The sequence below is a fragment of the Streptomyces sp. V4I2 genome, assembly GCF_030817655.1.
Lineage (GTDB): Bacteria > Actinomycetota > Actinomycetes > Streptomycetales > Streptomycetaceae > Streptomyces > Streptomyces plumbiresistens.
In genome coordinates, this window is record NZ_JAUSZM010000003.1 from 3413954 (window position 1) to 3440400 (window position 26447).

At 72.2% G+C, this 26447-nt stretch carries 25 protein-coding genes and 1 other RNA gene; 13 read left to right on the forward strand and 13 right to left on the reverse strand.

The annotated features are described in order from the left end of the window. Positions 1 to 199: 199 nt before the first annotated feature. From rnpB to QFZ76_RS16365, 4 genes are all read right to left on the reverse strand, one after another. Positions 200 to 605, reverse strand: an RNA gene (gene rnpB / locus QFZ76_RS16350) — RNase P RNA component class A. Between the two features lie 18 nt (positions 606 to 623). Next, a complete protein-coding gene (locus tag QFZ76_RS16355; RefSeq protein ID WP_307674432.1) occupies positions 624 to 1592 on the reverse strand; it encodes a DMT family transporter in 969 nt (322 codons plus the stop codon). An 18-nt stretch (positions 1593 to 1610) separates the two neighbouring features. Beyond that, on the reverse strand, positions 1611 to 2450 hold the full coding sequence (locus QFZ76_RS16360) for an AraC family transcriptional regulator (protein ID WP_307674433.1): 840 nt from the start codon (positions 2448 to 2450) through the stop codon (positions 1611 to 1613). Positions 2451 to 2492: 42 nt separating this feature from the next. After that, complete coding sequence (locus tag QFZ76_RS16365; RefSeq protein ID WP_307680026.1) at positions 2493 to 3080, reverse strand: Uma2 family endonuclease; 588 nt, start codon at positions 3078 to 3080, stop codon at positions 2493 to 2495. A 112-nt stretch (positions 3081 to 3192) separates the two neighbouring features. On the opposite strand from QFZ76_RS16365, the gene QFZ76_RS16370 reads away from it, so the two are divergent. Together QFZ76_RS16370 and QFZ76_RS16375 are read left to right on the forward strand one after the other, a co-directional pair. Further along, positions 3193 to 3948: a MerR family transcriptional regulator gene (locus QFZ76_RS16370; RefSeq protein ID WP_307674434.1), complete on the forward strand. Its 756-nt coding sequence runs from the start codon at positions 3193 to 3195 to the stop codon at positions 3946 to 3948. Positions 3949 to 3950: 2 nt separating this feature from the next. Then, complete coding sequence (locus tag QFZ76_RS16375; RefSeq protein ID WP_307674435.1) at positions 3951 to 4574, forward strand: hypothetical protein; 624 nt, start codon at positions 3951 to 3953, stop codon at positions 4572 to 4574. Here QFZ76_RS16375 and QFZ76_RS16380 read toward each other — a convergent pair. Continuing rightward, positions 4507 to 6000, reverse strand: a complete 1494-nt coding sequence (locus QFZ76_RS16380; RefSeq protein WP_307674436.1) for an RNB domain-containing ribonuclease — start codon at positions 5998 to 6000, stop codon at positions 4507 to 4509. The genes QFZ76_RS16375 and QFZ76_RS16380 overlap by 68 nt on opposite strands. Positions 6001 to 6077: 77 nt before the next feature. Here QFZ76_RS16380 and yaaA point away from each other — a divergent pair, with 77 nt between their 5' ends. Both yaaA and QFZ76_RS16390 read left to right on the forward strand, forming a co-directional pair. Further along, positions 6078 to 6860: a peroxide stress protein YaaA gene (gene yaaA / locus QFZ76_RS16385; protein ID WP_307674437.1), complete on the forward strand. Its 783-nt coding sequence runs from the start codon at positions 6078 to 6080 to the stop codon at positions 6858 to 6860. Between the two features lie 75 nt (positions 6861 to 6935). Next, complete coding sequence (locus QFZ76_RS16390) at positions 6936 to 7559, forward strand: bifunctional 4-hydroxy-2-oxoglutarate aldolase/2-dehydro-3-deoxy-phosphogluconate aldolase (RefSeq protein ID WP_307674438.1); 624 nt, start codon at positions 6936 to 6938, stop codon at positions 7557 to 7559. 49 nt (positions 7560 to 7608) lie between these two features. Here the strand turns inward: QFZ76_RS16390 and QFZ76_RS16395 are convergent, their stop codons facing one another. The 3 genes from QFZ76_RS16395 to QFZ76_RS16405 all read right to left on the reverse strand — a co-directional run bounded on the left by QFZ76_RS16395 (position 7609) and on the right by QFZ76_RS16405 (position 10642). After that, positions 7609 to 8919 (reverse strand): bifunctional RNase H/acid phosphatase, encoded by a 1311-nt coding sequence (locus tag QFZ76_RS16395; protein WP_307674439.1) that lies wholly within the window; start codon positions 8917 to 8919, stop codon positions 7609 to 7611. A 65-nt stretch (positions 8920 to 8984) separates the two neighbouring features. After that, on the reverse strand, positions 8985 to 9728 hold the full coding sequence (locus tag QFZ76_RS16400) for a zinc ribbon domain-containing protein (protein WP_307680027.1): 744 nt from the start codon (positions 9726 to 9728) through the stop codon (positions 8985 to 8987). Beyond that, a complete protein-coding gene (locus tag QFZ76_RS16405; protein WP_307674440.1) occupies positions 9725 to 10642 on the reverse strand; it encodes a Nif3-like dinuclear metal center hexameric protein in 918 nt (305 codons plus the stop codon). The genes QFZ76_RS16400 and QFZ76_RS16405 overlap by 4 nt, the downstream gene beginning before the upstream one ends. Before the next feature lie 187 nt (positions 10643 to 10829). Between QFZ76_RS16405 and QFZ76_RS16410 the strand changes: the two genes are divergently transcribed. After that, positions 10830 to 12059 carry a hypothetical protein gene (locus QFZ76_RS16410; protein ID WP_307674441.1) on the forward strand — a complete coding sequence of 410 codons (1230 nt, stop codon included), beginning with the start codon at positions 10830 to 10832 and terminating at the stop codon, positions 12057 to 12059. Positions 12060 to 12157: 98 nt separating this feature from the next. Continuing rightward, on the forward strand, positions 12158 to 12328 hold the full coding sequence (locus QFZ76_RS16415; RefSeq protein ID WP_307674442.1) for a hypothetical protein: 171 nt from the start codon (positions 12158 to 12160) through the stop codon (positions 12326 to 12328). A gap of 98 nt (positions 12329 to 12426) precedes the next feature. On the opposite strand, the gene QFZ76_RS16420 is transcribed toward QFZ76_RS16415, so the two are convergent. Genes QFZ76_RS16420 through QFZ76_RS16430 form a run of 3 tightly spaced genes read right to left on the reverse strand, consistent with a single transcriptional unit; the run spans position 12427 to position 15356 of the window. After that, the gene (locus tag QFZ76_RS16420) at positions 12427 to 13365 is read right to left on the reverse strand and encodes a 3-oxoacyl-ACP reductase (protein WP_307674443.1); all 939 of its coding nucleotides are present in this window, start codon (positions 13363 to 13365) and stop codon (positions 12427 to 12429) included. Positions 13366 to 13374: 9 nt separating this feature from the next. Further along, positions 13375 to 14451 carry a Zn-dependent alcohol dehydrogenase gene (locus QFZ76_RS16425; protein WP_307674444.1) on the reverse strand — a complete coding sequence of 359 codons (1077 nt, stop codon included), beginning with the start codon at positions 14449 to 14451 and terminating at the stop codon, positions 13375 to 13377. 29 nt (positions 14452 to 14480) lie between these two features. Next, entirely contained in the window at positions 14481 to 15356 is an 876-nt protein-coding gene (locus QFZ76_RS16430) for a MaoC/PaaZ C-terminal domain-containing protein (protein WP_307674445.1), read from the reverse strand. A gap of 257 nt (positions 15357 to 15613) precedes the next feature. Here QFZ76_RS16430 and QFZ76_RS16435 point away from each other — a divergent pair, with 257 nt between their 5' ends. Together QFZ76_RS16435 and QFZ76_RS16440 are read left to right on the forward strand one after the other, a co-directional pair. Further along, complete coding sequence (locus QFZ76_RS16435) at positions 15614 to 16924, forward strand: sensor histidine kinase (RefSeq protein ID WP_307674446.1); 1311 nt, start codon at positions 15614 to 15616, stop codon at positions 16922 to 16924. 201 nt (positions 16925 to 17125) lie between these two features. After that, positions 17126 to 17758 (forward strand): response regulator transcription factor, encoded by a 633-nt coding sequence (locus QFZ76_RS16440; RefSeq protein ID WP_307680028.1) that lies wholly within the window; start codon positions 17126 to 17128, stop codon positions 17756 to 17758. Between the two features lie 44 nt (positions 17759 to 17802). Here QFZ76_RS16440 and QFZ76_RS16445 read toward each other — a convergent pair whose 3' ends face one another. Together QFZ76_RS16445 and QFZ76_RS16450 are read right to left on the reverse strand one after the other, a co-directional pair. Beyond that, entirely contained in the window at positions 17803 to 18549 is a 747-nt protein-coding gene (locus tag QFZ76_RS16445) for a class I SAM-dependent methyltransferase (RefSeq protein ID WP_307674447.1), read from the reverse strand. A gap of 270 nt (positions 18550 to 18819) precedes the next feature. Continuing rightward, on the reverse strand, positions 18820 to 20250 hold the full coding sequence (locus QFZ76_RS16450) for an MFS transporter (protein WP_307674448.1): 1431 nt from the start codon (positions 20248 to 20250) through the stop codon (positions 18820 to 18822). Positions 20251 to 20439: 189 nt separating this feature from the next. Here QFZ76_RS16450 and QFZ76_RS16455 point away from each other — a divergent pair, with 189 nt between their 5' ends. The 5 genes from QFZ76_RS16455 to QFZ76_RS16475 all read left to right on the forward strand — a co-directional run bounded on the left by QFZ76_RS16455 (position 20440) and on the right by QFZ76_RS16475 (position 26417). Further along, positions 20440 to 22182: an MFS transporter gene (locus QFZ76_RS16455; protein ID WP_307674449.1), complete on the forward strand. Its 1743-nt coding sequence runs from the start codon at positions 20440 to 20442 to the stop codon at positions 22180 to 22182. A gap of 367 nt (positions 22183 to 22549) precedes the next feature. Further along, on the forward strand, positions 22550 to 23200 hold the full coding sequence (locus QFZ76_RS16460; RefSeq protein ID WP_307674450.1) for a class I SAM-dependent methyltransferase: 651 nt from the start codon (positions 22550 to 22552) through the stop codon (positions 23198 to 23200). A gap of 105 nt (positions 23201 to 23305) precedes the next feature. Beyond that, on the forward strand, positions 23306 to 24274 hold the full coding sequence (locus QFZ76_RS16465; RefSeq protein ID WP_307674451.1) for an N-acetylmuramoyl-L-alanine amidase: 969 nt from the start codon (positions 23306 to 23308) through the stop codon (positions 24272 to 24274). Positions 24275 to 24433: 159 nt separating this feature from the next. Beyond that, on the forward strand, positions 24434 to 25285 hold the full coding sequence (locus tag QFZ76_RS16470; protein ID WP_307674452.1) for a DUF5336 domain-containing protein: 852 nt from the start codon (positions 24434 to 24436) through the stop codon (positions 25283 to 25285). A 121-nt stretch (positions 25286 to 25406) separates the two neighbouring features. Continuing rightward, positions 25407 to 26417: an LLM class F420-dependent oxidoreductase gene (locus QFZ76_RS16475; protein WP_307674453.1), complete on the forward strand. Its 1011-nt coding sequence runs from the start codon at positions 25407 to 25409 to the stop codon at positions 26415 to 26417. Positions 26418 to 26447 lie beyond the last annotated feature (30 nt).

Here is a 26447-nt window from a genome sequence, read left to right on the forward strand (position 1 = left end):
CCCACCGCCATCGGATACCTCATCGCTCCGCATAGCGCGCCCCACCTCAGGCCGTCACGCCTCTCCACGGTTAAAGATCTGTACCCCTTCGCGGATTGGACGCGTCGGTCAATACGAGAAGACGAATTCGACCGAAATGCGACCCGGAGGGTTTGCTCAACTGCAAAACATAGCTCTGACATGAGGAAATAAAGAGCGGCAGACGAGTCGGGCTGTACGCCGGGTTCTGTCGCCCGACCGCCTCGCGGCGGCCGGGGAGACGGCCATCCATCTAGGGCCGGCGTTGCCGCCGGCCTCGTGCGGTCTACCCGCGGACTCGGGCGGGCAGCCCTCGAACGTCCGCGCAGAGTCGCTTTTTAGGGCGGCTCCTTTTGACCTTGCTCCGGGTGGGGTTTACCTAGCTGCCCAGGTCACCCTGGGCACTGGTGGTCTCTTACACCACCGTTTCACCCTTACCCAGCGCCGGAGCGCTGGGCGGTTTGTTTTCTGTGGCACTTTCCCGCGGGTCACCCCGGGTGGCCGTTAGCCATCACCCTGCCCTGTGGAGCCCGGACGTTCCTCGGGAAGGCCCCTGAGGGACTTCACGCGGCCGTCCGCCCGGCTCGTCTGCCGTGTGGACCATGTTACCGGGCGCGGGCCTCGCCTCTGTCCGGCTGGGGGTCCGGCCCGCGGCGGAGTCGCTGTGCGAGGCCGCGTCGACCTGGGTGACGCAGCACCGGGCCGGTGGACGCCCCCGGACCAGACGACGTCGCCAGCACCGACCCCGCCAAGATCAGCGTGAACGCCGCCACGATGCCCGCCGTCAGCCGTTCGTCCAGGAAGATCGCGCCCGCTGCCACCGCGACCGCCGGATTGACGTACGTGAAGACCGTCGCGCGGGTCGGGCCGACCTCCTTGATCAGCTCCAGGAAGGCCACGAAGGCGACCGCGGTGCAGACCATGCCCAGGGTGGCCAGCGCGGCCAGGACCGAGGGGGAGGGCATCGTCGACGGCCAGGTCACCGCCGCCGCCGGGGCGTAGACCAGGGCCGCGAGGGCCAGACAGGGGGCGATGAGCTGGAGGGTCGGGACGTCCTTCAGGTAGCGCGCGGCGATCAGGGGGGCGGTCGCGTAGCCGATCACCGTCACCAGGACCTCCGCGAGGGAGCGGGCGTCGCCGCCGGTCAGGTGCGGGACCGTGAGGACTCCGACGCCGGTCAAGCCCAGGCCGAGGCCGATTGCCCGCCTTACCCCCAGCCTCTCCGTGTCTCCGAAGAAGCGGGCCAGGGCCACCCCCACGATCGGGACGCCGGCGATCAGCAGGCCCGCTGTCGAGCTGGACAGGTGGCGTTCCGCGTCGGTCAGGGTCCACCAGGGGCCGATGATCTCGATGCACGCGAAGGCCAGCATCGGGCGCCAGTGGGTCCGGACGGTGGTGGGCAGGCCGCCCTGTCGTATCGCGAAGGGCAGGAGCAGGGCCGCGCCCAGCGCGCAACGCGTGAACACCACCATCGACGGGGACAGCGGGGCATCCACCGCCACCTTGATCATCAGGTAGGGGATGCCCCAGACCACTCCCATCAGGGAGAACAGAAACCAGCCGCGTGCAGTCATGCGGCCATGTTCGCCAGGTCAGCGGCGGCCGTCTTGAACGCTGTTGCGGTACGCCGCCGGGGTCACGCCCAGTACACGCCGGAACCAGCGGGTGAGGTGGGCCTGGTCCGCGAAGCCCACCAGGTTCGCGACCTCGGCCGGCTTCAGGCCGGAGTCCAGTAGTCCGCGGGCCCGGTGTACCCGGTGCTGCGCCAGCCAGGCGTACGGGGGCATCCCCATCGCCGTACGGAAGGCTCGGAGGAGTTGGTAGCGGGACAAGCCCTGCTCGGCGGCGAGCAGAGCGAGGGAGGGGGGTTCCAGGAGCTCGTCGGCCAGGCGGTCCCGTACGGCGTGGGCGATGTGCGCGGCGCCTGGGAGCGCGTCGTCAGAAGCGCGGGACGTGGAGTGGCGGCGGGCCAGTGCCGTGAGCAGCCAGGGGAGGCGGGACTCGGTCTCCAACGGGTCGGGGCAGACGCTCAGTTCGGTGTGGGCGCGGCTGAGGGCGGTGGCCAGTTCGGGGTCGTCGAGGAGGGGCTCGCGGAAGTACGGGAGGCCGTCGCCGAGGGTGCCTTCGGTGAGGAGGGAGGGGTCGGGGTACAGGGCGCGGTAGGCGTAGCCGTCGGACGCGGCGGGGCGGCCTGTGTGCATTTCGCCGGGGGCCAGTACGACGATCGAGCCCGGGCCGGGGCGGAGGTGGTCGCCGCGGTAGTCGATGACCTCGGAGCCGTCGACGCAGATGCCGATGCTGAACTGCTCGTGCGTGTGCGAGGCGTAGACGTGGCGGTCGAAGCGGGCGGTGAGCAGGTCGAGGGGAGGGCCGCAGCGGCCTAGGCGTGCCCTGGTCCATCGTGCCTGCTCCACGCGTCGCCCCCTTACCATGCGTCGCCCCTGCCGTCGTCCTGTGGTGGAACGCCGGAGAGCTCAGAGAAAGTCCGACGTGTCCAGGTCGAAGGCGAAGGGTTCCGGGAGGGTGAGCGGCTTGCCAAAGGCGGCGGCGCAGACCTCCCGGTAGTCGCCCGACGCCGGGTCACTGAACAGTGTGGTCCACGAGGCCTCGCGGTCAACCAGCAGGTAGAGGGGGATGCCAGCGCGGGCGTAGCAGCGGCGTTTGGTCTCGCGGTCGGTCTGCGGTTTGAAGGACGTCACCTCAGACGTCACCTCCAGCACCAGGGCGACTCCTTCACAAGGCATCCAGGGATCGGTTCCTCGGTACAGCTGCAGCTCCTTCGAGGCGAACGTGCCGTCCGGGATCACGTGATCCGGCGGGCAGCCGTCCGCACTCTGCAACAGCAGGCCCTTGTTTGCCGAGAACTCCATGTCGGCTGGGGATCTCCGATACACCTGGCGCACGGTCCGGCTGATGCAGTGCTCGTGGTGCCCGTCCGGCACCAGGGTCATGACGAACTCTCCCTCGATGAGTTCCGCTCGAAGGCCCTCGGGGGTGTCCAGGTCGACGAACCAGTCCAGCAGGAGCTTCCGTGTGATCGGATCCAGTGACATGGCATCCATGCAATGCCGGTTCAGTAGCTCACCGGAACGGAACTGCGGAAGATCACCGGTTCGGGAAAGTGCCGGCCCGCGTCCTTGACCCTGCCGCGACGTCAGCGTTTGTACTGGTCCCATGCGGATCGGAGAACTCGCCGCGGCCGTGGGTGTCACGACACGGACCGTGCGGCACTACCACCACCTGGGGCTGCTGCCGGAGCCCGAGCGGCTCGGCAACGGCTACCGGGACTACACGCTGCGGCATGCCGTCGTGCTCGCCCGGATCCGGCGGCTGACCGAGTTGGGGCTGGGGCTCGCGGAGGTGCGGGACGCGCTTGCCGAGGACGCCGGGAAGGATCTCGTCGAGGTGCTCACCGAGCTCGACGAGGATCTCGCCCGGCAGGAGGCGGCGATCCGGGAGCAGCGTGCCCGGCTGCGCGGGCTCATCCAGCAGGGCTCGCTGCCTGCCGAGGGGCCCGTCTCGCCCGAGCTCGCCGCGCTGTTCAGCGAGGTGGGGGACGTCTCCGACTCGCCCATGGCGGCCAAGGACCGCGAGATCCTCGCGCTGATCGACACTTCGGCGACGCCGGAGGCCCGGGAGCAGCTGATCGGACTGTTGGGCAGCACCTTCACCACCCCTGGGGGCGTGGAGCGGGCCCGTGCCGCCTACGCGCTGCTCGACGCGCTCGCCGACGCCGACCCGTCCGACCCTCGCGTGGACGAGGCCGCCCACGCCATCGCCGACTGTCTGCCCGCCGAGTTGCTGCCGGAGGCCGCCGACATCGATCACGACGGCAGTTTCCTCCGCGCCTTCTACGCGGACTTCGCGCCCGCGCAGGCCGAGGCGATCCGCCGGACCTTGAAGATCCTGACCGAGGGCAGGGACCGATGAGGATGAGGACCGTGGGGGGGCTCGTCCGGCACGAGCTGAGGATGCTGGTGAGTCTTGTGCTGTGGGCGGGCCGGAGGACCCACGGCACCGGCGACGGCGGGCGGGCCTTCGGGTACGCCCGCGGGCAGGGCGCGGTGATGTTCGGGTTCGCGTTCGTGTGCGTGGTCGAGACGCTGACGATGTCCGTGCTGCTGCGCGACTACCCGGCCGTGCACCGGTTGTGGCTCGCCCTGGACCTCTACACCATCCTCTTCGTCGTCGGGCTGCACGCGGCGAACGTGGTCCGGCCGCATGTGCTGGACGCCGGTTCGCTGCGGATCCGCCGGGCGGTGCACGTGGATCTGCGCGTACCGCTGGAGAAGATCGCGGACGTACGCCGTGAGTTGCGGGCCAGCCACCAGCCCACCGAGGGCGAACTCGATCTCGCCGTGGGCGCCCAGACCTCCGTCACGCTCGAACTTGCCGAGCCCGTATCGCACTTGACGTTCCTCGGCCGCCGCCGGGACGTCCATCTCGTCCGCTTCCACGCCGAGGACGCCGACGGTCTCGTACGCGCGGTCAGGCAGGCGCGAACCGCACTTTCGCCTGGGAGCCCTGGGCGTCCGGTGCCGGATCTGCCCGCGTGAGCCGTACCCGCAACCGCTCCCCCAGCGGCAGCGCGGCTCCGCCGCCCTCGATCCGGCCGATGATCGCCGGGGACTCCAACTGCACGGTACCGACGCTGGGTTGACGCTCCTCCACGTCCACCACGCATCCGTCGAAGACCTCCCCCACCCGGTCCTTGAGCAGCGCGGCCTCGACGATGTCGACGCACCCGCGCTCGACGGCCCCGGCGCGCCGGCCCCCGTCGGCCATCTCCTTGCGCAGGACGTCGAGCGAGGCGAGGACCCACTCGGGCGGTTCCTGGCCGGCGGCGGCCGCGAGGCAGAGCTCCGACGTGTACCGGTCGACGAGGCGGCGCAGGGGGGCCGTGCAGTGGGCGTAGGGGGCGGCGACGGCGGCGTGGGTGGTGATGTCCGGGAGTTCGCCGTCCCGGAAGGGTGTGTAGCCGGCGCCGCGCAGGAGGGTCGTGCATTCCTGGAGGAAGGCCGCGTGGTGCGGGCGGTGCGGGTCGAGGGAGCGGACGAGCTGGGCGTACGAGACGTGGTGCGGCCAGTCGATGTGCAGGGCGTGGGCGGTACGGCGGAGGCGGCCGACGTCCCCCACTCTCGGCTTCGCTCGAGCGGGGGGACCCCCATCGTCGGGGGCGGCGGGGAGGGTGCGGAGGACTCCGGTGCCGTTCGCGATCATCAGGTCCGCCGCTGCCATTCCGGTGAGCAGGGAGATCTGCGCGTTCCAGCCGTCGGCGGGGAGCGGGGCGCGGAAGGTCAGCTCGTAGGTGTGGTCCCGGTCGACGATCTCCTGCTCGGGCACGTTGAGCGAGATCCCGCCGCGGTCGACCTCCAGCGCCTCCCGCAGCTCGCCGATCTCCTTGAGGAGCGCGAGCGGTTCCTCGGCGGTGCGGGAGTCGATCTGCTTCTGGACGCCCGCGTAGTCGAGCTTGGCGCGGCTGCGGACCAGGGCCCGGCGGACGTCGACGGCGAGCGTGCGGCCGTCCGCGTCGAGGTCGATCGTCCACAGCGCGGCCGGGCGGATCCGGCCGGGGAGGAGACTGGCGGCGCCCTCGCTGAGCACGAGCGGGTGCAGGGGGACCTTCTCGTCGGGGAAGTAGAGGGTGGTCACCCGCCGGTGGGCCTCCGTGTCCACGGCCCTGCCGGGTACGACGAAGGCGGCGACGTCGGCGATGGCGTACCGGACGCGGTAGCCGGTGCCCTGCCGGGACAGGTGCATCGCCTGGTCCAGGTCGATGGAGGCGGGCGGGTCGATGGTGAACAGGGGGAGGTCGGTGGCGTCGTACGAAGGGAGGGTGGGCGCCTTCGTCGACCGCTCGGCCTCGGCGAGCACCTCGGGCGGGAAGCTCTCGGGCACGCCGAGTTCGGTGCGCAGTGCGGTGAGGGCGGCCCGGAGGGGGGCTTCGGGGGCGCCGGACACGCGGATGTGGCGGCGGGGCATGTGTCGAGCGTAGGGCGGGGGCGGCTCAGGGGCACGCCGTACGCTGTTCCGGAGTTCAACCGAAGGAGATCGATCCCGTGCTTGTCCTGCTGCCGCCCTCCGAAGGCAAGGCCTCCTCCGGCCGCGGCGCCCCGCTGAAGCTGGAGTCGCTGTCGCTGCCGGGGCTCACCGCCGCCCGTGGGGCCGTACTCGACGAACTGGTCGAGCTGTGCGTGGGTGACGAGGACAAGGCGCGCGAGGTGCTCGGGCTGAGCGAGGGGCTGCGGGGCGAGGTCGCGAAGAACGTGGAGCTGCGGACGGCGGGGGCGCGGCCCGCCGGGGAGATCTACACGGGGGTGCTGTACGACGCCCTCGGCCTGGCCACCCTGGACGCCGCCGCGAAGAAGCGCGCCGCCCGCTCGCTGCTCGTGTTCTCGGGGCTGTGGGGGGCCGTCCGCGTGACCGACCGCATCCCCTCCTACCGCTGCTCCATGGGCGTGAAGCTGCCCGGACTCGGGGCGCTGGGCGGGCACTGGCGTACGGCGATGGCGGCGGCGCTTCCCGAGGCGGCCGGGGCCGGGCTGGTGCTGGACCTGCGGTCCTCGGCGTACGCGGCCGCGTGGAAGCCGAAGGGCGAGCTCGCCGGGCGGACGGCGACGGTACGGGTGCTGCACGCGCCGACGCGGAAGGTCGTCAGCCACTTCAACAAGGCGACGAAGGGGCGGATCGTACGGAGTCTGTTGTCGGCCGGGATCTCGCCCAAGGGGCCGGCGGAGCTGGTGACGGCGCTGCGGGATCTGGGGTACGAGGTGGAGGCGGCGGCGCCCGGAAGGGCGGGGGCCGCGTGGGCGCTGGATGTGCTGGTGGACGAGGTGCACTGAGCACCCACGCGGTAGCTTGTTGCAGCATGCGCAACGCCCTTTGCGCATGCTGCATGCCACGTGCAGGATGACGCCATGGCCCCCTCCCTCCTGGACCTCGCCCCCGTCGTGCCCGTCGTCGTCATCGAGGACGCCTCCGATGCCGTGCCGCTCGCCCGGGCTCTCGTCGCCGGCGGGCTGCCCGCGATCGAGGTGACGCTGCGGACGCCGGTCGCGCTGGACGCTATCCGGGCGATCGCCGGGGCGGTGCCGGAGGCGGTGGTGGGTGCGGGGACTGTGCTGACGCCGGAGCAGGTGACGGAGTCGGTGGCGGCGGGGGCGCGTTTTCTGGTCAGCCCGGGCTGGACGGACGTACTGCTGGAGGCGATGCGGGCGTCCGGCGTGCCGTTCCTGCCGGGGGTGTCGACCACGTCCGAGGTCGTGGCGCTGCTGGAGCGCGGGGTGCGGGAGATGAAGTTCTTCCCGGCGCAGGCGGCGGGCGGGACGGCGTATCTGAAGTCGCTGTCCGGGCCGCTGCCCCAGGCCCGCTTCTGCCCGACCGGCGGGATCGGTCCGGCCAACGCGCCTGAGTACCTGTCGCTCCCCAACGTGGGCTGCGTGGGCGGTACTTGGATGATCCCGGACGACGCGGTGGCGGCGCGGGACTGGGGGCGGATCGAGGAGCTGGCCCGCGCGGCGGCGGGCCTGCGCACCCCCTAGTCAGCCGCACCCTCCAGTCAGCCGCACCCTCTGGTCAGCCGCACCCTGGTCAGCGCAGGTGGGACGTGTCGTTGAGGAGCCGGACGCTGGCGTTGCCGTCCGCGTAGTACGCCACCGCCGACAACGAGGCCGCCGACAGTTCCATGCGGAACAGGGACTCGGGCGGGGCGCCGAGGGCGAGCCGTACGAACGTCTTGATGGGCGTGACGTGGGTGACGAGCAGGACCGTGCGGCCCGCGTACGCCGCGACCAGCTTGTCCCGGGTGGCGGCGATCCGGGTGGCGGTCGCCGCGAAGCTCTCGCCGCCGCCGGTGGGTTCCGCCTCCGGGTCGGCCAGCCACTTGGTCAGGTCGTCCGGGTAGCGCTCGCGCACCTCGCCGAAGGTGAGCCCCTCCCAGGCGCCGAAGTCCGTCTCGCGAAGGCCGTCCTCGATGGTCACCTCGAGCCCGAGGAGGGCGGCGACGGCCGCAGCGGTCTCCCGGGTACGGGTGAGGGGCGAGGCGACGATGTCCTGAACGGTGCCGCGCCGGGCGAGCGCCGCGGCGACCCTCTCGGCCTGCTCCAGCCCGATGTCGGAGAGGGAGGGATCGCTGCCGCCGCTCCCCGAGAACCGCTTCTGGGGCGTCAGGGGCGTCTCCCCGTGCCGGAGCAGCACGAAGGTGGCCGGCGCGCCCATGTCGGCGGCCGCCCACCCGGGCGAGGCGACGACCTGCGCGGCCCGCACATCGGCGTCGGCCTTCGCGGCGCCCTCACCGACGCCGGTCTTCGCCGCTCCGCCGCCGGGAGACTCCGCCGCTGCGCGGCGGGAAGAAGAGGGGGCGGCCAGCGCCGCCCGAGCCCGTGCCGCGCCCTCAGCCGCGTCCCCCGGCGGACCCGACGGCTCAAGAGCGGCCGCCCTCACCGCCCGCGCGTCCAGCTCCGCCGTCGATGCCGCGGCCGACCACTGCTCCCCCCGCTTCCCCGCGTCCATCGCCTCGTTGGCCAGCCGGTCGGCGTGCTTGTTCTGCTCCCTGGGGATCCACTCGTAGGTCAGCTGGGAGGCCGGGAAGATCCGTGCCGCCTCCGCCGCGAGCGGCTTCATGTCGGGGTGCTTGATCTTCCAGCGGCCCGACATCTGCTCGACGACGAGCTTGGAGTCCATGCGGACGTGGACCTCGGCCGTGGGGTCGAGCTCATGTGCCGCGCGCAGGCCGGCCACCAGCCCCCGGTACTCCGCGACGTTGTTCGTGGCGACGCCGATGTACGCGGCCGCCTCGACGAGGGTCTCCCCCGTCGCCGCGTCGATCACCACGGATCCGTAGCCCGCGGGCCCCGGGTTGCCCCGTGACCCGCCGTCGGCCTCGACGATGAACTCGCGCACGCTGAAAGCTCCTTACCGAGGACCGAGGACCGAGGACCGAGGACCGAAGACCGAAGACCGAGGCCCTAGAGACCAGACTCGGACGTACGCACCAGGATGCGACGGCAGTTCTCGCAGCGGACGACCGTGTCGGGCGCCGCCGCGCGGATCTCGTTGATGTCGGTGATCGCGAGCTCCTGGCGGCAGCCCTGGCAGGTGCGCTGGTACAGCTTGGCCGCGCCGACACCGCCCTGCTGCGCACGCAGCTTGTCGTAGAGCTTGATCAGGTCGGCGGGGATCACGCCGGCGAGGACCTCGCGCTCCTTCGTCGCGGTCGCCGCCTCGCTGTCGAGGGTCTCGAAGGCGGCGTCCCGGCGGGCCGTCGCGTCGTCGATCTTCGACTCGACGGAGGCGACCCGCTCGGTCAGCTCGGCGGCCCGCTCCTGCGCGGACTCGCGGCGCTCCATGATCTCGAGGACGACGTCCTCCAGGTCGCCCTGGCGCTTGGCGAGGGAGGCGATCTCGCGCTGGAGGTTCTCCAGGTCCTTCGGCGAGGTGACCGCGCCGGAGTCCAGGCGCTGCTGGTCGCGGGAGGCGCGCTGGCGCACCTGGTCCACGTCCTGCTCGGCCTTGATCTGCTCGCGGGCGGTGTCGCTCTCCTCGGTCTGCGCGGCCACGAGGAGGTCGCGCAGCTGGGTCAGGTCCTTGGTCAGCGCCTCGATCTCGGCGTGCTCGGGCAGCGACCTCCGCTTGTGGGCGATCTGCTGGAGACGGACGTCGAGGTCCTGGAGGTCGAGAAGGCGGATCTGGTCGGCGGGCGCGGCGTTCAGTTGGGGGCTCCCAGTGGTTCGGTGGCAGAAGAGGGGGCGCGCGTAGCGCTCGTTGGAGGGGCGGTGGCGGGCGACGGGTGGGCGGACGCCGCGTGGGCGGTCCAAGGGTCGGTGACCGTCTTGGAGACGTGGACGCGAAGGTCCCATCCGTTGCGGTCGGAAATCTCGTCGAGCTGGGCGGCGGCCAGCTCGCACCAGGGCCATTCGGTGGCCCAGTGCGCGGCGTCGAGCAGCGCGAGGGGACTGTGGGCGCGATCCGCCATGAACTCCGACGCCGGGTGGTGGCGCAGGTCCGCGGTGAGGAAGGCGTCGACGCCGGCCGCGCGGACGTCTTCGAACAGGCTGTCGCCGGAGCCGCCGCTGACGGCGACGGTGCGGACGACGGCCTCGGGGTCGCCGGCCACCCTGATGCCCTGCGCGGTCGCGGGCAGCCGCTCGGCGGCGCGGGCGGCGAAGTCCCTCAGGGACAGCGGGTGGTCCAGCTCGCAGATGCGGCCGAGGCCCCGGCGGCCGGACGGATCGGCCGGGTCCGGCACCAGGGGGCGTACGACGCGAAGGTCGAGCGCGCCGGCCAGGGCGTCCGAGACACCCGGATCCGCCGTGTCCGCGTTGGTGTGGGCGACGTGCAGCGCGATGTCGTTCTTGATCAGCGTGTGCACCACGCGGCCCTTGAAGGTGGAGGCCGCGACCGTCGTCGTACCGCGCAGATAGAGGGGGTGGTGGGTGACCAGCAGGTCGGCGCCCAGCTTCAGCGCCTCGTCGACGATCCCCTGGACCGGGTCGACGGCGAAGAGGACGCGCGTGACCTCCTGGTCGGGGTCGCCCACGACGGTGCCGACCGCGTCCCAGGACTCGGCCCGCGCGGCGGGCCACAGATTCTCCAGCGCGGTGATGACTTCAGACAGACGGGGCACGAGCAAAAGGCTACCTGCCCGTACTCCCCCGCTGAACCGGTGCCGCCGTCGGTGGTCCCGCCCAGCACAGTCGCCCCGGGTTCCTCAGGCGAATCGTTCCTGGGCCACCCCTTTGTGTGAAGTGACTGCCCGCCCGCCCACGTCCGTGCGTACGAAAACTAGTTTCGTCACCGGAGGTGACCAGACGATGACGGTCTGTGCGATCGAGCCTGCGGCGGACGACGCGGATGGTGCCGCGCGGCCGGAGTGCACCATCACCGCGGACGGCGCCTACGCGGCCCGCCTCGCGCTGGACGGCGACTCCTGGTTCCCGGAGCGCTGGACGCTGGACGGCCCCGAGCCGTACGCGGTGCCGCTGCCCGGCAACCAGCCGGAGGAGCCCGGCACCGAGGTCCAGCCGATGGGCGACGGACGGGTCCTCATCCGGCGACTGGCCGACGGACGGCACATCTTCTCGCTCCTGTACCCGACCGACCCCGGCACCGGCGAGCTGCCGCTGGGCGCGGTCGAGTGCCCGGACGAGGGCAGCCGGCTGCGGCTGCTGCCGCCCGCGCCGGGCGGCGAGCGGGCGTACGGCCTCGCCGTGGGCCGGCGCTCCAGCGCGGTGTGGCTGGTGGCGGGCGGCGCCTTCGGTCCTGAGCACCTCGCGGAGATCCCGGGGCGCTGTTCGGGCGGGGTGTGGCTGGACCGTGCCGGGCGGATGCTGGCCCTCGACCGGGAGGTCGGCGGCCGGACGAAGACCGTCGTGGTGGACCTGGAGCGCGGCGGCGAGGTCTCGCCGCTGCTGCAGATCGCGGCGGACAGCGACGACCGGCTGCTGCTCGCCGACCCGGACAGCGGACTGCTGCTGATCCGGTCGGACGCACCCTCGCCGGGGCAGAACCGGCTGGGCTGGGGTGTCCTGGGCAGCACCCTGCCGGTGCGCTTCCCGGAGTGCCTGCGGGTGCCCGACTGCGCGGTCACGCCGTTCGCGATCCAGCCCGGGCAGATGCTGATGCCGGAGAGCTGCGCGGTGGCGCTGCGGGTCGACGGCCCCCTTGGCAGCTGGGTCGGCGTGTGGCGACCCGCCCGGCGCCGGATGCATCATCTCCCGGCGCCCGAGGGGTGGTTGGCGGGAGCCGGGCTGTGGACCGGGGACGGGATGCTGCACCTGCCGTACGCGACGGCCGAGGCGCCGTGCGGGCTGGCGCGGGTGCCGGCGCCCTCGGAGGAAGCGGGGGACACGGGGGACACGGGGAGGGCGGGGGACGCGGGGGCGGAGGGTCCGGTCCGGGACGGTACGGCTGCCGGGTCGACGTCGGACACGGCGTCGGACACGGCGTCGGGCGGGCCGTCGGAACCGGACCCTCCGAACCCGGTCGCGCTCCGTCCTGTGCCGCTTCAGGAAGCGCCGTTGGGGCGTCTTGTAACGAAGTAGTGGCGGTTGGCGTGCCTGCCTGGATTCGGGGCCCGGACCGCCGGTTAAACTCGCCCGGCTGTGAGCAAAAGATCATGTTGACGGGGTGAGTTTTTCCGATGAGTGACGCCAGCACGAACCAGCACACTGCCGACGTCCAGGAGTCCACCGGCCACGGCCGGCACCGGGGTCCGGTTTCGGTGCAGCACGACGGCGAGGCGGCCCAGGCGGCCCCCCGCGGCCGTCACCGCAAGCCGGTCGAGCAGAAGCAGACCGAACACGCGGCCTGAAAGACGTACGGCCCCGCCCTCGCACGAGAGGGCGGGGCCGTTCTGCGTCTACTCCCGTTTGAAGCTCAGCGTCTACTCCCGTTTGAGGCTCAGCACTTCTACTCCCGTTTGAGTCCCAGCACTTCCGCCGCCGCGAAGGTCTCCCCCTCCGGCCGCTCGGCGTAGTGCGCGGTGAGCAGCGCGTCCAGTTCGTCGTACGTGAACGTGTCCTGCTTGCTGTCGAACTTGGCCTGTACGCGCGGCCGTTCGACGATCGCCACCATGCCGCCGTGTACGACGATCAGCTGGCCGTTGACCTGGGCGGCGGCGGGCGAGGCCAGGTAGCCGACGAGCGGGGCGACATGTTCGGGGGCGAGCGGGTCCAGGGCGTCGGCGGGGCGCTCGAAGCCGGCGAAGACGTCCTCGGTCATCCGGGTGCGTGCGCGCGGGCAGATGGCGTTGGCGGTCACGCCGTACTTGGCGAGCGCGAGGGCCGTCGACGTGGTGAGCCCGACGATTCCCCCTTTCGCCGCCGCGTAGTTGGGCTGCCCGGCCGACCCCGCGAGGAACGCCTCCGACGAGGTGTTCACGATCCGCCCGAACACCGGCCCGCCCGCCGCCTTGGAACGCTCGCGCCAGTGCGCGGCCGCGAAGTGGGTGGTGTTGAAGTGGCCCTTGAGGTGGACGCGGATCACGGCGTCCCACTCGTCCTCGGTCATGGAGAACACCATGCGGTCGCGCAGGATGCCGGCGTTGTTGACGAGGATGTCCAGGCGGCCGAACTCGCCGGTCGCCGACTCGACGAGTTCGCCCGCCTGTCGGAAGTCGGAGACGTCCCCGGTGTGGGCGAGCGCCTTGCCGCCCGCCGCGCGGATCTCGGCGGCGACCTGCTCGGCGGGGCTGGCCGAGGCCTCGCCCGAGCCGTCCCGGCCGGGCTGCCCGTAGTCGTTGACGACGACGGCCGCGCCGAGCCGGGCCAGTTCCAGCGCCTCGGCCCGGCCGAGGCCGCGGCCCGCGCCGGTGACGATCGCAGAGAGTCCCTCCAGTGGCAGTGACATCCGGGGTCCTCAGATCTCGATGCAGGTACGGAGGGCGGTCCCCGTCCGCATCTGGTCGAGTGCCTCGTTGATCTCGCTCAGCGGCACGCGGTGGGTGATCAGGCCGTCGAGGTCGACGCGGCCGGCCCGCCACAGGGCGATGGTCCGTTCGTAGGAGCGCAGGACGTCTCCGCCGCCGTACATGGACGGCAGGATCCGCTTCTCGTCGAAGAACAGCTCGAACATGTTGAGCTGGAGGTAGTCGTCCATGGCGCCCGCGCCGACGACGACCAGGGTGCCGCCGCGCCGCGTGGTGTCGTACGCCGTGCGGGCAGTGGCGGAGCGGCCGACGACCTCGAAGACGTAGTCGAAGCCCTCGCCGCCGGTGACCTGTTGCTTGGCGTCGGCCAGTTCCTCGGGTGAAACGGCCTTGGTCGCCCCGAACTTGAGCGCGGACTCGCGGCGCGAGGCGACCGGGTCGACCGCGACGATCTCGGCGGCGCCCTTGAGGCGGGCGCCCTGGATCGCGGAGATGCCGACGCCGCCGCAGCCGATGACGGCGACCGACGAACCGGCCTCCACGTCCGCGGTGTTGAGGGCGGCACCGAGGCCCGTGGTCACCCCGCAGCCGATGAGCGCGGCGATGTCGAAGGGCACGTCGTCGGGTATCGGCACCGCGCAGCCGGCGTCGACCACGACCTCCTCGGCGAAGGTGCCGGTGCCGGCGAAGCCGAAGAGGTCACCGCCGGGGCGCTTGAAGTTGGGGGTGCCCGCGTTCATGAACCCGGCCAGGCACAGTTCGGTCTGGCCGCGCTTGCAGGCGGGACAGACGCCGCAGGCGGGCAGCCAGCAGACGACGACCCGGTCGCCGGGCTTCAGGTGGCTGACGCCCTCGCCCACTTCGAGGATCTCCCCCGCGCCCTCGTGACCGGGCACGAACGGCGCGGGCTGCGGCAGTACGCCGCCCATCGCGGACAGGTCCGAGTGGCACAGCCCGGTGGCCCGCACCCGGATCCTCGCCCTGCCGGGGCCGAAGCCCACCGCCTCGACGTCGTCGAGGACCTCCAGCTTGTCCTGGCCGATCTCGTGCAGTACGGCTGCGCGCATGGTGCGGCTCCCCTCAACAGCGGGCTGACTCAGGAGTGTTGGACGATGGTGTCGGCGAGGACGGGCGCGTCGTCCCGCTCTACGGCGCTCACGGTCACCCGGATCTCGCCGTCCCGTCGCCACATGCGGATCCGCAGGGTCTCCCCCGGGTACACGACCCCGGCGAACCGGGTGGCGTACCCGCGCACCCGACTCACATCCCCGCCGAGGAGCGTGTCGACGACCGCCTTGAGCGTGATGCCGTAGGTGCACAGTCCGTGCAGGATGGGCCGCTCGAATCCGGCGACCTTGGCGAACTCCGGGTCGGCGTGCAGCGGGTTCCGGTCGCCGGAGAGGCGGTAGAGGAGGGCCTGGTCCTCGCGGACCGGCCGCTCGACGACCTTGTCGGGCTCGCCGGTGGTCGGTTCGAGGCCGGCGGAGGGGCCGCGGTCGCCGCCCCAGCCGCCTTCTCCGCGTACGAAGATCTGGGCGTCGTTGGTCCACAGCGAGCCCTCGGCGTCGGCGACCTCGGTGCGCATCACGAGAACCGCCGCCTTGCCCTTGTCGTACACGGCGGCGATGCGGGAGGTCGCGGTGGCCGTGCCCTCGACGGGGAGCGGTCGGTGGATCTCCAGGCTCTGGCCGCCGTGCAGGACACGGGCCAGGTCGACCTCGACGCCGGGCATCGACAGACCGCTGATCACCCCGGGCGAGCCGGCGCCCGCGACGGTCGCGAAGCTCGGCAGGACGTGCAGCCGGGACTCCAGGGTGTAGCGCAGTTCGTCGGGGTCCGTGGCGGGACTGTGCTTGTCAGGATTCGCGGCGGCCCCGATGCCGAGGTGGTAGAGCTGGACGTCCTTCACGCTCCAGGCGATCTCGCCGGAACGGGGCTCGGCGGCCAGGGCCTTGGCTGCGTCGATGGGCATGGGGCTCCCTGCTCCTGAGGGCTCAGAAACCTCGGTACGGCCGTCCGCACCGTCGGCCGCACCGAGGTCGACACGGGCCGACCTAGAACGCGTTCCAGTCCGGCGACCCCTGTATAGCCCAGCGCTCCGCAGTTGTGAAGGCTCCTGACGGAGTGTCAGTTCGGTAGCCACCGCAGCGGCACCCATGACATTTGTCCTGCCGGATTCCGTACAAGGGCATCTGCCGGGCCGACGGGCGAGTGCGTAGCGTCGTGGTCATGCCCGACAACAAGGTCCGACGCAAGGTCCGACGCAAGGTCCGACGCAAGGTCCGACGCAAGTTGGAGTGCAAGGCCGCGCGGAGCATCGCTCCCAACGGCTTCAGTCTCCTGCCGTGGCTGCTCATGGGGATGGGTTCCCTCTCGAACCTCTTCCAGGGGGACACGCCCAACCCCCTGATCGGCGGCCTCGGCCTGCTCGCCTTCAACTCCCTCTACATCTACGTGGCGTTCCGCGCCTTCGTGAAGGAGACGCGCGAGGCCGCCTCGACGCGGGTGGCGCTGGCGCTGATGGGCCTGGTGACCTGCGCTCTGGCCATCGGGTACGGCGGCAACTGGCTGCTGTTCTTCCCCCTGTTCGGCCTCGCGACGGGCGCGGTCGTGCGGATGCCGCAGCTGCGCTGGGTCGGCGCGGCCGTCGCGCTGCTCGCCGGGGCGGCCTCCGTCGCCCACGAGGGCTGGGGCGGCCTCGACACCGCGTACGCGACCTGGATCTCAACGATGGTGACGGCGGCGATCCTGTCCCTGTCCGAAGCGGTACGGGAGCTGACGGCGGCCCGCGAGCAGCTGGCCCGGCGTGCCGTCGAGGAGGAGCGGGTGCGCTTCTCCCGCGACCTGCACGACCTGCTCGGGCACACCATGTCGGTGATCGTGGTGAAGGCGGAGGCGGCCCGCAGGCTGGCCGACCGCGACCTGCCGTCGGCGCTGGGCCAGATCACCGACATCGAGTCCGTCGGCCGGCAGGCGCTGACCGAGATCCGCGAGGCGGTGACCGGCTACCGCGAGGGCAGCCTCGGCACCGAACTCGACCGGGCCCACTCGGTGTTGCCGGCCGCGGGCATCGAGCCCGTCGTCCACCGGTCCGGCCCGCCCCTCGCCGCCCGGACGGAGGTGCTGCTGGGCTGGGTCGTCCGCGAGGCGGTCACCAACGCCGTACGGCACAGCGGGGCGACGCGGTGCGAGATCGCCGTGGAGAGCACGCCGGAACGGGCCCGCCTGCGCATCACGGACGACGGCCGCGGGTCGCCCGCCGCCACGGAGCCGCTTCCCGGCGCCCCGCGGATCGGCGGCACCGGGCTGATAGGGCTGAAGGAGCGGCTCGCGGCGGCGGGAGGGTCCTTGGAGGCGGGGCCGGGTCCGGGGGCGCGGGGCGGGTTCGTGGTGAAGGCGGAACTGCCGGTGGGGTCGGCGGAGTTGTCAAGCGGGGCGATGCGTCAATGGACGCGGATGACGGAGGCAGTCGGCGGGGCGCGTACGCCGGACCTTGACCGTCCGGCGGTGTCTGCGGCGCCTCACCCTCCGAGCCGGTAGAACCGCCGCAGGTCGTGGTCGTGGCGATACTGGGCAATTCGTCCAGCTTTTTCAACGATCCGGCACATATGCGGCAAGGCGTTCCGCTACCGCCGTACCGACCTCGGCACAGACGTCGGCACAGGGCCGGCACAGACGTCGGCACAGACCACGGGAGGGACCACGGCCCCACCCGCGCCCTACCCTTGGGCCGTGAACGAGATGCCGCGCGACCACCGGCCCGCCAGGTCCATCCGAGTCCTGCTCGCCGAGGACCAGGGGATGCTGCGCGGAGCACTCGCCCTGCTGCTCGGGATGGAGGCGGACATCCAGGTCGTGGCCCAGGTGTCGGCCGGCGACGCCATCGTGGACGCGGCCCTGACCCACCGCCCCGACGTGGCCCTCCTCGACATCGAGCTGCCCGGCATCAGCGGCCTGGACGCCGCCGCCCGACTCCGCGACGAGGCACCCGACTGCCGCGTGCTGATCCTCACCACCTTCGGCCGGCCCGGCTATCTTCGCCGGGCCATGGAGGCCGGAGCCGCGGGCTTCCTCGTCAAGGACGGCCCCGTGGAGGAACTGGCCGCCACGATCCGCCGCGTACTGACCGGCGAGACGGTCATCGACCCCGCGCTCGCTGCAGCCGCGCTCAGCGCCGGCCCCAACCCGCTCACGCCCCGCGAGTGCGAGGTCCTCAACGCCTCGACGGACGGCGCGACCGTCGCCGACATCGCCACCGGGCTCCGCCTCTCGGAGTCCACGGTCCGCAACTACCTCTCCTCCGCCATCGGCAAGACAGGCACCCGCAACCGCATGGAGGCGATGCGGGAGGCGCGGCAGCAGGGGTGGTTGTAGGGGTGGCTGTAGGACCGGGCCCCGGTCAGGCGCGGATCGGGGTCTTACTTCCGTCTGAACAGCGCCGTCCACAGGGAGTCCTCCCCGAAGTACGGCGAGTCGGCCGGTTCGTCGTGCATGCGGCGCAGTTCCACCTCCGTCAGGTCCGAGAAGATCCAGCGCAGGGACTCGGGCGTGTAGGCGAGGCCGCCCTGCAGACCGGCCTGGCGGTAGAAGTCGGCGTCGGACAGTTCCGAACCCATCCCTCCGGCCGCGAAGCAGGTGAGGGCGAAGTGGCCGCCGGGCGCCAGGAGGTGGTCGAGGAGACGCAGGTAGCTGACCCTCCGGTGCGGCGGCAGGTGGTGGAAACAGCCGGAGTCGTACACCAGGTCGTACGGTCCCGTCAGTTCCGTACCGACGAGGGCGAAGGCGTCCCCGCGGTGGAACCGTGCCTCCGCCCCCGCCTCGCGGGCCCGCTCCTGCGCCCCGGCGATGGCTGCCGACGACAGGTCGACGGCGTCCACCTCGAAGCCGCGCGCCGCGAGATGCAGCGCGTTGCGGCCGAGACCGCAGCCCAGGTCCAGGGCGCGGCCTCCGGGGATCAGGTCATGGTCGGGGACCAGGCCACGGTCGAGGTACGACACCAGGTTCTCGTCCGGTTTGGCCACGAAGAACGGAACCGGCCTGGAGCCGTCCGCGTAGAAGCCGTCCCACCAGGAGGCGCCCCGGTCCGTCCACCGGTCGGCGTCCGGCGCGAACAGCCCGTCCAGGAGCCGGAGTACGTCGTTGACACTGCGTATGTTCCGGTCCATCCGGGCCCCTTTCCGAGACCGGCGATCGTAGCTTCGAGCGGGCGGGGAGCCCAGGTGAGCGGGTACGGCGAGGGTTCTGCGAATGCCGTCACCAGGTGCGTGCGGGGCCGGGGCGGGAGGCCATGACGCGTCACTCCAGGGGCAGGGGGAAGTGCCCGCGGTGGGCTGGGCGAGGGCCTCCATGGCACCGTTCCCGGCGACGCCGACGGCACTTTCGGAGCGGTTGCGCCGCGCGAGCCCTGGACATGCGAAGGAGTTGATATCCCCGCCTCACTCCGCGGAGTTGTTTCGCGGCAGCCACAGCAGCATCAGCACCACCCCACCGGCCAGCACCCCGGCGCCCACCCGGAACACCAGCGCGTACCCCTCCGTCAGCGCCTCGCGAGAGCCGCGCCCCGCCGTACGGGCCGCCGCGATCGTCGACATGACCGCGAGGCCCAGTGAACCGCCCATCGTGCGCGAGGTGTTGACCAGTCCCGACACCAGCCCGGCCTCCCCGGGCGCCACCCCCGCCGTGGCCAGCGCGGCGAGCGGTGTCGCGGCCAGGCCCGCGCCCAGCATCATCAGGATCCCCGGGATCATGATCGTGGTGAGATACGCCCCGTCCGCGGTCATCGTCGACTGCCAGCCGAACCCCGCGACCGCCACCAGGGTCCCGAGCACCGCCACGGCCCGGGCCCCGAACCTCCGCATGAACCGGGGTGCGAGCTTCGAGCCAACGACGATGGCCAGGGAGGTCGGCACCAGCGTGAGCCCGGCGTCCAGCGGCGAGTAGCCGAGCACGTTCTGCGCGTACAGCGTCATGAAGAACCACATGCAGAACATCGCCGAGCCGCACAGGAACATCGCCACGTTCGCCGACGCCACCGCCCGCACCCTGAGCAGTCCGAGCGGCATCAGCGGGGCCGCCGTACGGGCCTCGACGGCGAGGAAGCAGCCGATCAGCGCGAGCCCGGCGAGCAGCGGCACCAGGGTGGCCGCGGCCGTCCACCCCTCGGCCTCCGTCTGCGAGATGCCGTAGGCCAAGGTGGCGAGCCCCGCGGTCACCAGCACGGCGCCCGGCAGGTCGAGCCGTCGTCCGTCCCCCGCCCGGCCCTCGGCGAGCCACAGCACGGAGCCGACGAGTACCACCGCGCCGATCGGCACGTTGATCAGCAGCACCCACCGCCACGAGAGCACCTCCACCAGCGCCCCGCCGACGAGCCCGCCGGCCGCGCCGCCGCCCGCGCCGACCGCCGTCCAGGTCGCGATGGCACGCGCGCGTGCGGCGCCCTCGGGGACGGCGGAGGTGAGGATGGTCAGCGTCGAGGGCGCGAGCACCGCCGCGCCGAGCCCCTGCGCGGCCCGCGCCACCAGCAGCTGCCAGCCCTCCTGGGCGAGTCCGCCGGCCAGCGAGGCCACCGTGAACAGACCGAGGCCGACCAGGAACATCCGCTTGCGGCCGTAGAGGTCACCGGCCCGCCCGCCCAGCAGCATGAACCCGGCGAACGCGATGGCGTAGGCGTTGACGACCCACTGGAGCCCCTGCTCGCTCAGCCCGAGGTCGGTCCGCATCGACGGCAGCGCCACGTTCACGACGGACACGTCCAGCACGACCAGGAACTGGCCGGCACACGCGAGCGCCACGACCAGCCAGGTGGGCGGCGCGGTACGGCGGCGGGACATGCGGGTGACGTCAGCGGCTCCGAGCATGCCTGTCATGCTCTCAACCGGCCGACGGTCCTTGCATCGGGATTTCGTCCCAGGCCGCCGGCCGGGGCGGCTTCCCCAAGAGAAGACAAAGAATTCGTTAGTGAGCCGAAGCATCGGAATAGTTGCCCGGGCGCACGGGGTTCACCGTGCACGTATCCCGTCCGAACCCCTCGTTCCCCGGCCTGGAGGCCCCACTCCATGACGCACACGTCGACCGCCGACCAGCCCGTACGCAGAGCGAGCGGGGCCGTCGTCCCGGTGCTCGCCTTCGCGGGCATCGTGGTCGCGGTGATGCAGACCCTGCTCGTCCCGGTCATCAAGGACCTGCCGCAGCTGCTGGACACCGAGCCGAGCAACGCCACCTGGGTGCTGACCTCGACCCTGCTCTCCGGTGCCGTCGCCACGCCGATCATGGGCCGCCTCGGCGACCTCTACGGCAAGCGGCGCATGCTGATCTTCAGCCTCTCGGTGATGGTCGTCGGCGCGCTGGTCAGCGCGCTCACCAGCGACCTGCTCACGATGATCGCGGGCCGTGCGCTCCAGGGCTTCGCGATGGGCGCGATACCGCTCGGCATCGGCCTGATGCGCGACATGCTGCCCCGCGAGAAGCTCGGCTCGGCGATGGCCCTGATGAGCTCCTCGATCGGCGTCGGCGGCGGCCTCGCGCTGCCCGCCGCGGCGCTGGTCGCCCAGCACGCCGACTGGCACGCCCTCTTCTACGGCGCCGCCGGCATCGGCGTCCTGGCCATCGCCCTCACCCTCCTCGTCGTACCCGAGTCGCCGCTGCGCGCCAAGGGCACCTTCGACGTCCTGGGCGCGATCGGACTCTCCGCGGGCCTCGTCCTCTTCCTCCTGCCGATCACCAAGGGCAGCGACTGGGGCTGGACGTCGGGGACCACGCTCGGCCTGTTCGGCGCGTCGGCGGTCGTCCTCGTCCTGTGGGGCGTGATGGAGCTGCGGGTGAAGGCCCCGCTGGTGGACCTGCGCACCACGGCCCGCCCTACGGTCCTCTTCACCAACCTCGCCTCGATCATGGTCGGCGTCTCGTTCTACGTCGTCTCGCTGGTCCTGCCCCAGCTCCTCCAGCTGCCCAAGTCCACGGGCTACGGCCTCGGCCAGTCCATGGTCGTCGCCGGACTGCTGGTGGCACCGCTCGGCCTGACCATGATGGTCACGGCCCCCGTCTACGCCCGCCTGTCGGCCAAGTACGGCCCCAAGGTCACCCTGATCCTCGGCATGCTGATCATCGCGATCGGCTACGGCGCCGGCCTCGGCCTGATGAGCGCCGCCTGGCAGAGCCTCGTCATCGCGGTCGTCCTGGGCGCGGGCATCGGCCTCGCCTACTCCTCGCTGCCCGCGCTGATCGTCGGCGCGGTCCCGGCCTCGGAGACGGGCGCGGCGAACGGCCTCAACACCCTGATGCGTTCCATCGGTACGTCGGTCTCCAGCGCCGTGATCGGCATGGTCCTCGCCAACACCGCGAACAACGTGAACGGCGTCGCGATCCCGACCATGCACGGCTTCCGCGTCTCCTTCCTGATCGCGACGGGCGCGGTGGCGGTCGGCCTCCTGATGGCCCTCCTGCTGCCCCGCAACCGCCCGGCGACCAAGCCGCAGCTGCGCGCGAGCAGCGAGGAGGACGCGGTGCTCGCACACGCCGAGGAAGTGCTGCGCGGCTTCCGGGGCCGGGTCCTGGACGCCACGGGCACTCCCGTCGCCCGCGCCAAGGTCACCCTGATCGACCGCCGCGGCCGCCAGGCGGGCGCGACCCTCTCCTCCGAGGACGGCACCTACACCCTCGCCGTCCCCACCCAGGGCGCCTACGTCCTGGCCGCCCGCGCCACCGGCCACGGCCCGCTCGCCTCCGCGGCGACCCACGCGGGCGACGACAACGCGGTCGACCTGGACCTGTCGCTACCGGGACAGACGGTCTCCGCCTGACGCCCGCGCCGGCCTGAACCCGCCCTACCGCGCCCCCCGTCGCCACGCATGGCCGGGGGGCGCGGTGCACCACAGGACCCGGCGCTGCCAGGACAGACGGCCTCCGCTGCGCCCCGCCCGACGCCCGCCTCAGCCCGGCCCACCCCGCCCGAGCCCGCCCCCGTCGCCACGCACGCCCGGAGGCACGCCGCACCACCGGATACCCGGCGCTGCCAGGACAGCCGGGCCTCCGCCGAGCCCCGCCCGACGCCCGCCTGCACTCACCGCCCCCGCCCCCGCCCCCGCCCGCCCCCCCCGTCACCCCCATGCCGGGGGCCGCGGTGCATCATGGGCGCCCAGACATTCGTACGACGGAAGGCAGGCCCCCATGCCCGCGGCCCCCAAGCCCGAGATCCTGGCCGCCTTCGAGGGCGCGAAGGGGTTCATGCCCGCCGGTGAAGGGCTCGCCCTGTACGCGGCGGCCGTCGAGGCCGGGCGGCTCGGGCTGCCGCTCCTGGAGGTCGGTACCTACTGCGGGCGGTCCGCGATCCTGCTCGCCGACGCGGCCCGTGAGGCGGGGGTCGTCGCGCTGACCGTCGACCACCACCGGGGCAGCGAGGAGCAGCAGCCGGGCTGGGAGTTCCACGACCCGGAGACGGTCGACCCGGAGATCGGCCTGATGGACACCCTGCCGACCTTCCGCCGCACCCTCCAGAAGGCGGGCCTGGAGGAGCACGTCGTGGCGCTGGTCGGCCGCTCGCCGCAGGTCGCGAAGGTCTGGGGATCCCCGCTCGGCCTGGTCTTCGTCGACGGCGGCCACACCGACGAGCACGCGAACGCCGACTACGAGGGCTGGGCGTCCCATGTCGCCGAGGGCGGCCTGCTCGTCATCCACGACGTGTTCCCCGACCCGGCGGACGAGTTCACCGGCCAGGCCCCGTACCGCGTGTATCTGCGGGCCCTGGCCTCGGGCGCCTTCACGGAGGTCTCGGCGACGGACTCGCTGCGCGTGTTGCGGCGGACCGGCGCGGGGATCTGATCCCGGGGCACCTCGTCACGGGATCCGATCGCTCGGCCGCGGCACGCCGCAGGGTCGCGCGGGGGCTCCCGGCGGAGCATGTGGCGGGACCGTAAGGTGGCTGTCGTGTCGTACGTAGGCCCGGACTTCGAACCCTCCCCGCCGCGCCGCCCCAGGCGCCGCCCCCTCACCGTCGCGCTCGCCGCGCTCGTGCCCGGCGCGTTGCTCGGTTGGGTGGTGTACGAGGCGGTCGGCGGATCCGACGGAGGGTCGGCGGGGGCGGTCGGGACGCCCGTGTCGTCGCGCGCGCCCGCCTCCCCGACGGCATCCGAACCGACGGACTCCGGCAACGACGACGCCAAGCAGCCGAGCCCGACCCCCGCCACCTCCGCGCCCGGCACGTCCGCGCCCGCCGCCTCCGGCCCTCTCAAGGGCAAGGTGATCGTCATCGACCCGGGTCACAACCCGGGCAACTTCCAGCACACGGCCGAGATCAACCGCAAGGTGAACATCGGCACGAACTGGAAGGAGTGCGACACGACGGGCACCTCCACCAACGCCGGTTACACGGAAGCCGAGTTCACTCTCGACGTCGCCCACCGGATGCGCACGCTGCTCCAAGCGCAGGGCGCCACGGTGAAACTGACCCAGGACGGCGACCGGCCCTATGGCCCGTGCGTGGACGAGCGCGCCCGGATCGGCAACGCGGCGCACGCGGACGCCGTCGTCTCGGTCCACGCGGACGGCTCGGCGGCCGGCAACCGCGGCTTCCACGTGATCCTGCCGGGCAGCGTGCACGCGGGCGCCGCGGACACCCGCCCGATCGTCGCCCCCTCCCGCCGCCTCGGTGAGCGCATCGCGGGCAACTTCGTACGCGTCACGGGCAGCGCGCCCTCCAACTACATCGGAGACGGCACCGGACTGGACACCCGCACGGACCTGGGCGGTCTCAATCTGTCAACGGTTCCCAAGGTGTTCATCGAGTGCGGCAACATGCGCGATAGCAAGGACGAGGCGCTGCTGACCAGTGGCGCCTGGCGGCAGAAGGCGGCGCAGGGGATCTCTGAGGGAATCGTGAGTTTCCTGCGCGGGTAGTGATCAGCGCGCTGATCCGGGCGGACACCCTGTTCCGGCGGACGATAGTGTCGTCCTTACGATGAGGGGCCACCCCCGCGCTTCACACCGGGGCCTGACGGCGACATGGTGACTGGCGACGCCTCTACCGACGACGAGACGACTTACGAAGGACCTGAAGTGAATATCCGCTCCCTCACTCGAGGCGACGGCGTGGTGATCGGAGCAGCGGTGTTGCTGTTCGTCGCGTCGTTCCTCGACATCTACTCGGTCGACGGAGCCCCCGACGACACCGACTTCCCCAACGCCTGGGAAAGCGGTCCGGTGCTGTTGGGCGTCGTGCTGGCAGGCATCATCGGCGCCGCGCTCGTCGTTGTCGCCCGCGGTCTGCCGCAGGCGCCGAAGGTCGCCGGTCTTGATCTCGGCCCGTTCGGCGTGGCCTTCACCGTCTTCGCCGCGTGGAGCGCGCTCGGCAACCTCTTCGACCCCGCCGGCGGTGCGGACAACGTGAACGGCAACTCGAGCGGCCCCGACGCCGGAATGGGTCTGATCCTCGCCTTCGTCGCGACCCTGCTCCTGGCCGCGGCCGCCGTCGCCACCCCGCTGGTCCCGGCCCTGCAGGCGGGACTCGTCCCAGCCCCCAAGCCGCCCACCCCCCAGCCCTACGGCGCCCAGCCGCCCGGTGGTTACGGCTACCCCGGCGCCCAGCAGCCGCAGCCCGGGCAGCCCTACGGCGGTCAGCCGCAGCCCGGGCAGCCCTTCGGCGCACAGCCCCAGCAGCCCCAGCAGGCGCAGCCCCAGCCGCAGCAGGCGCAGGCCCAGCCGCCGGCCCCGGAGTTCTCGCCGTTCTGGTTCGCCGTGCCGGTGCCGCGTCCGCTGTTCGCGGAGGACGGTTCGCAGGCGCCGATCGCCGAACTCGCCCCCGGTACCTGGTACCTGGCGGTCGAGCAGCGCGGCGGTGCGCTGGTCGCGCAGACGCAGGACGGCCGTCGTGGCGTGCTGCAGGACACGTCGGGGATCCAGCGCGGCTGATCCCCGGTCTTCGACGTACGGCCCCTCGCCCTTCCGGGTGGGGGGCCGTTGTCGTACAGTCGCCACCCCCTCGTCACCACCCCCTCGTCCGATTTCACTGACACTCCGTCAGGAGGCAGGTATGCGGCTCGGTCTCGCCCTCGGATACTGGGGCCGCGGCCCCGACCCGGATCATGTTCCGCTGGCGCAGGAGGCCGAGCGGCTCGGCTACGACTCCGTGTGGACCGCCGAGTCCTGGGGCTCGGACGTGTTCACCCCGCTCACCTGGATCGCCGCGCGGACCTCGCGCATCAGGCTCGGCACGGCGGTGGCCCAGATGGCGGCCCGCTCCCCGACCACGACGGCCATGCACGCCCTCACCCTGGACCATCTGTCCGGTGGCCGCGTGCTGCTGGGGCTCGGGCTGTCCGGTCCGCAGGTGGTCGAGGGCTGGTACGGCCGCCCGTTCCCCAAGTCGCCGCTGACCGCGACCCGCGAGTACGTCGATGTCGTACGGCAGGTGCTCAGGCGGGAGGCGCCGGTCGAGCTGGACGGCCGCTTCCACTCGCACCCCTACCGGGGCGCCGACGGCACCGGTCTCGGCAAGGCACTCAAGCCCATCACGCACCCTCTCCGTCCCCAACTCCCGGTGCTGCTGGGCGCCGAGGGGCCGAAGAACGTGGCCCAGACGGTCCGGATCGCCGACGGGTGGCTGCCGCTGTACTGGTCGCCGAGCCGTCCCGAGGTGTACGGGGAGGCGGTGGCCGAGCTGCCGGACGGGTTCATGGTCGCGCCGATGGCACAGGTGAAGGTCTGCGACGACGTCGCCCAGGGCCTCCTCCCCGTCAAGGCGATGCTCGGCTTCTACATCGGCGGCATGGGGCACGCGGCCCGCAACTTCCACGCCGAACTGATGGCGCGCATGGGGTACGAGGAGGAGGCCCGGCGGATCCAGGAACTGTTCCTGGCCGGTCGCCGGGAGGAGGCGGTGCTCGCCGTGCCGGACGCGTTCGCCGACGAGATCTCCCTCGTCGGACCGCGCGAACGCATCGCGGAGCGGCTGGAGTTGTGGCGCAAGGGCCCGGTGACGGACCTGCTGGCGCTGGCGCCGGACCGGCAGACGCTGCGGGTACTGGCGGAACTCAACACCTGACCGGTTACGCATGTTGAGGTTTCATCGAAG

What these genes read in the sequence shown, in the direction of transcription:
- QFZ76_RS16355 (WP_307674432.1), bottom strand. Translation starts at nt 1,592, where the DNA reads ATGACTGCACGCGGCTGGTTTCTGTTCTCCCTGATGGGAGTGGTCTGG.
- QFZ76_RS16360 (WP_307674433.1), bottom strand. Translation starts at nt 2,450, where the DNA reads ATGGTAAGGGGGCGACGCGTGGAGCAGGCACGATGGACCAGGGCACGC.
- QFZ76_RS16365 (WP_307680026.1), bottom strand. Translation starts at nt 3,080, where the DNA reads ATGGATGCCATGTCACTGGATCCGATCACACGGAAGCTCCTGCTGGAC.
- QFZ76_RS16370 (WP_307674434.1), top strand. Translation starts at nt 3,193, where the DNA reads ATGCGGATCGGAGAACTCGCCGCGGCCGTGGGTGTCACGACACGGACC.
- QFZ76_RS16375 (WP_307674435.1), top strand. Translation starts at nt 3,951, where the DNA reads ATGAGGACCGTGGGGGGGCTCGTCCGGCACGAGCTGAGGATGCTGGTG.
- QFZ76_RS16380 (WP_307674436.1), bottom strand. Translation starts at nt 6,000, where the DNA reads ATGCCCCGCCGCCACATCCGCGTGTCCGGCGCCCCCGAAGCCCCCCTC.
- QFZ76_RS16390 (WP_307674438.1), top strand. Translation starts at nt 6,936, where the DNA reads ATGGCCCCCTCCCTCCTGGACCTCGCCCCCGTCGTGCCCGTCGTCGTC.
- QFZ76_RS16410 (WP_307674441.1), top strand. Translation starts at nt 10,830, where the DNA reads ATGACGGTCTGTGCGATCGAGCCTGCGGCGGACGACGCGGATGGTGCC.
- QFZ76_RS16415 (WP_307674442.1), top strand. Translation starts at nt 12,158, where the DNA reads ATGAGTGACGCCAGCACGAACCAGCACACTGCCGACGTCCAGGAGTCC.
- QFZ76_RS16420 (WP_307674443.1), bottom strand. Translation starts at nt 13,365, where the DNA reads ATGTCACTGCCACTGGAGGGACTCTCTGCGATCGTCACCGGCGCGGGC.
- QFZ76_RS16425 (WP_307674444.1), bottom strand. Translation starts at nt 14,451, where the DNA reads ATGCGCGCAGCCGTACTGCACGAGATCGGCCAGGACAAGCTGGAGGTC.
- QFZ76_RS16430 (WP_307674445.1), bottom strand. Translation starts at nt 15,356, where the DNA reads ATGCCCATCGACGCAGCCAAGGCCCTGGCCGCCGAGCCCCGTTCCGGC.
- QFZ76_RS16435 (WP_307674446.1), top strand. Translation starts at nt 15,614, where the DNA reads ATGCCCGACAACAAGGTCCGACGCAAGGTCCGACGCAAGGTCCGACGC.
- QFZ76_RS16440 (WP_307680028.1), top strand. Translation starts at nt 17,126, where the DNA reads ATGCCGCGCGACCACCGGCCCGCCAGGTCCATCCGAGTCCTGCTCGCC.
- QFZ76_RS16445 (WP_307674447.1), bottom strand. Translation starts at nt 18,549, where the DNA reads ATGGACCGGAACATACGCAGTGTCAACGACGTACTCCGGCTCCTGGAC.
- QFZ76_RS16450 (WP_307674448.1), bottom strand. Translation starts at nt 20,250, where the DNA reads ATGACAGGCATGCTCGGAGCCGCTGACGTCACCCGCATGTCCCGCCGC.
- QFZ76_RS16455 (WP_307674449.1), top strand. Translation starts at nt 20,440, where the DNA reads ATGACGCACACGTCGACCGCCGACCAGCCCGTACGCAGAGCGAGCGGG.
- QFZ76_RS16460 (WP_307674450.1), top strand. Translation starts at nt 22,550, where the DNA reads ATGCCCGCGGCCCCCAAGCCCGAGATCCTGGCCGCCTTCGAGGGCGCG.
- QFZ76_RS16475 (WP_307674453.1), top strand. Translation starts at nt 25,407, where the DNA reads ATGCGGCTCGGTCTCGCCCTCGGATACTGGGGCCGCGGCCCCGACCCG.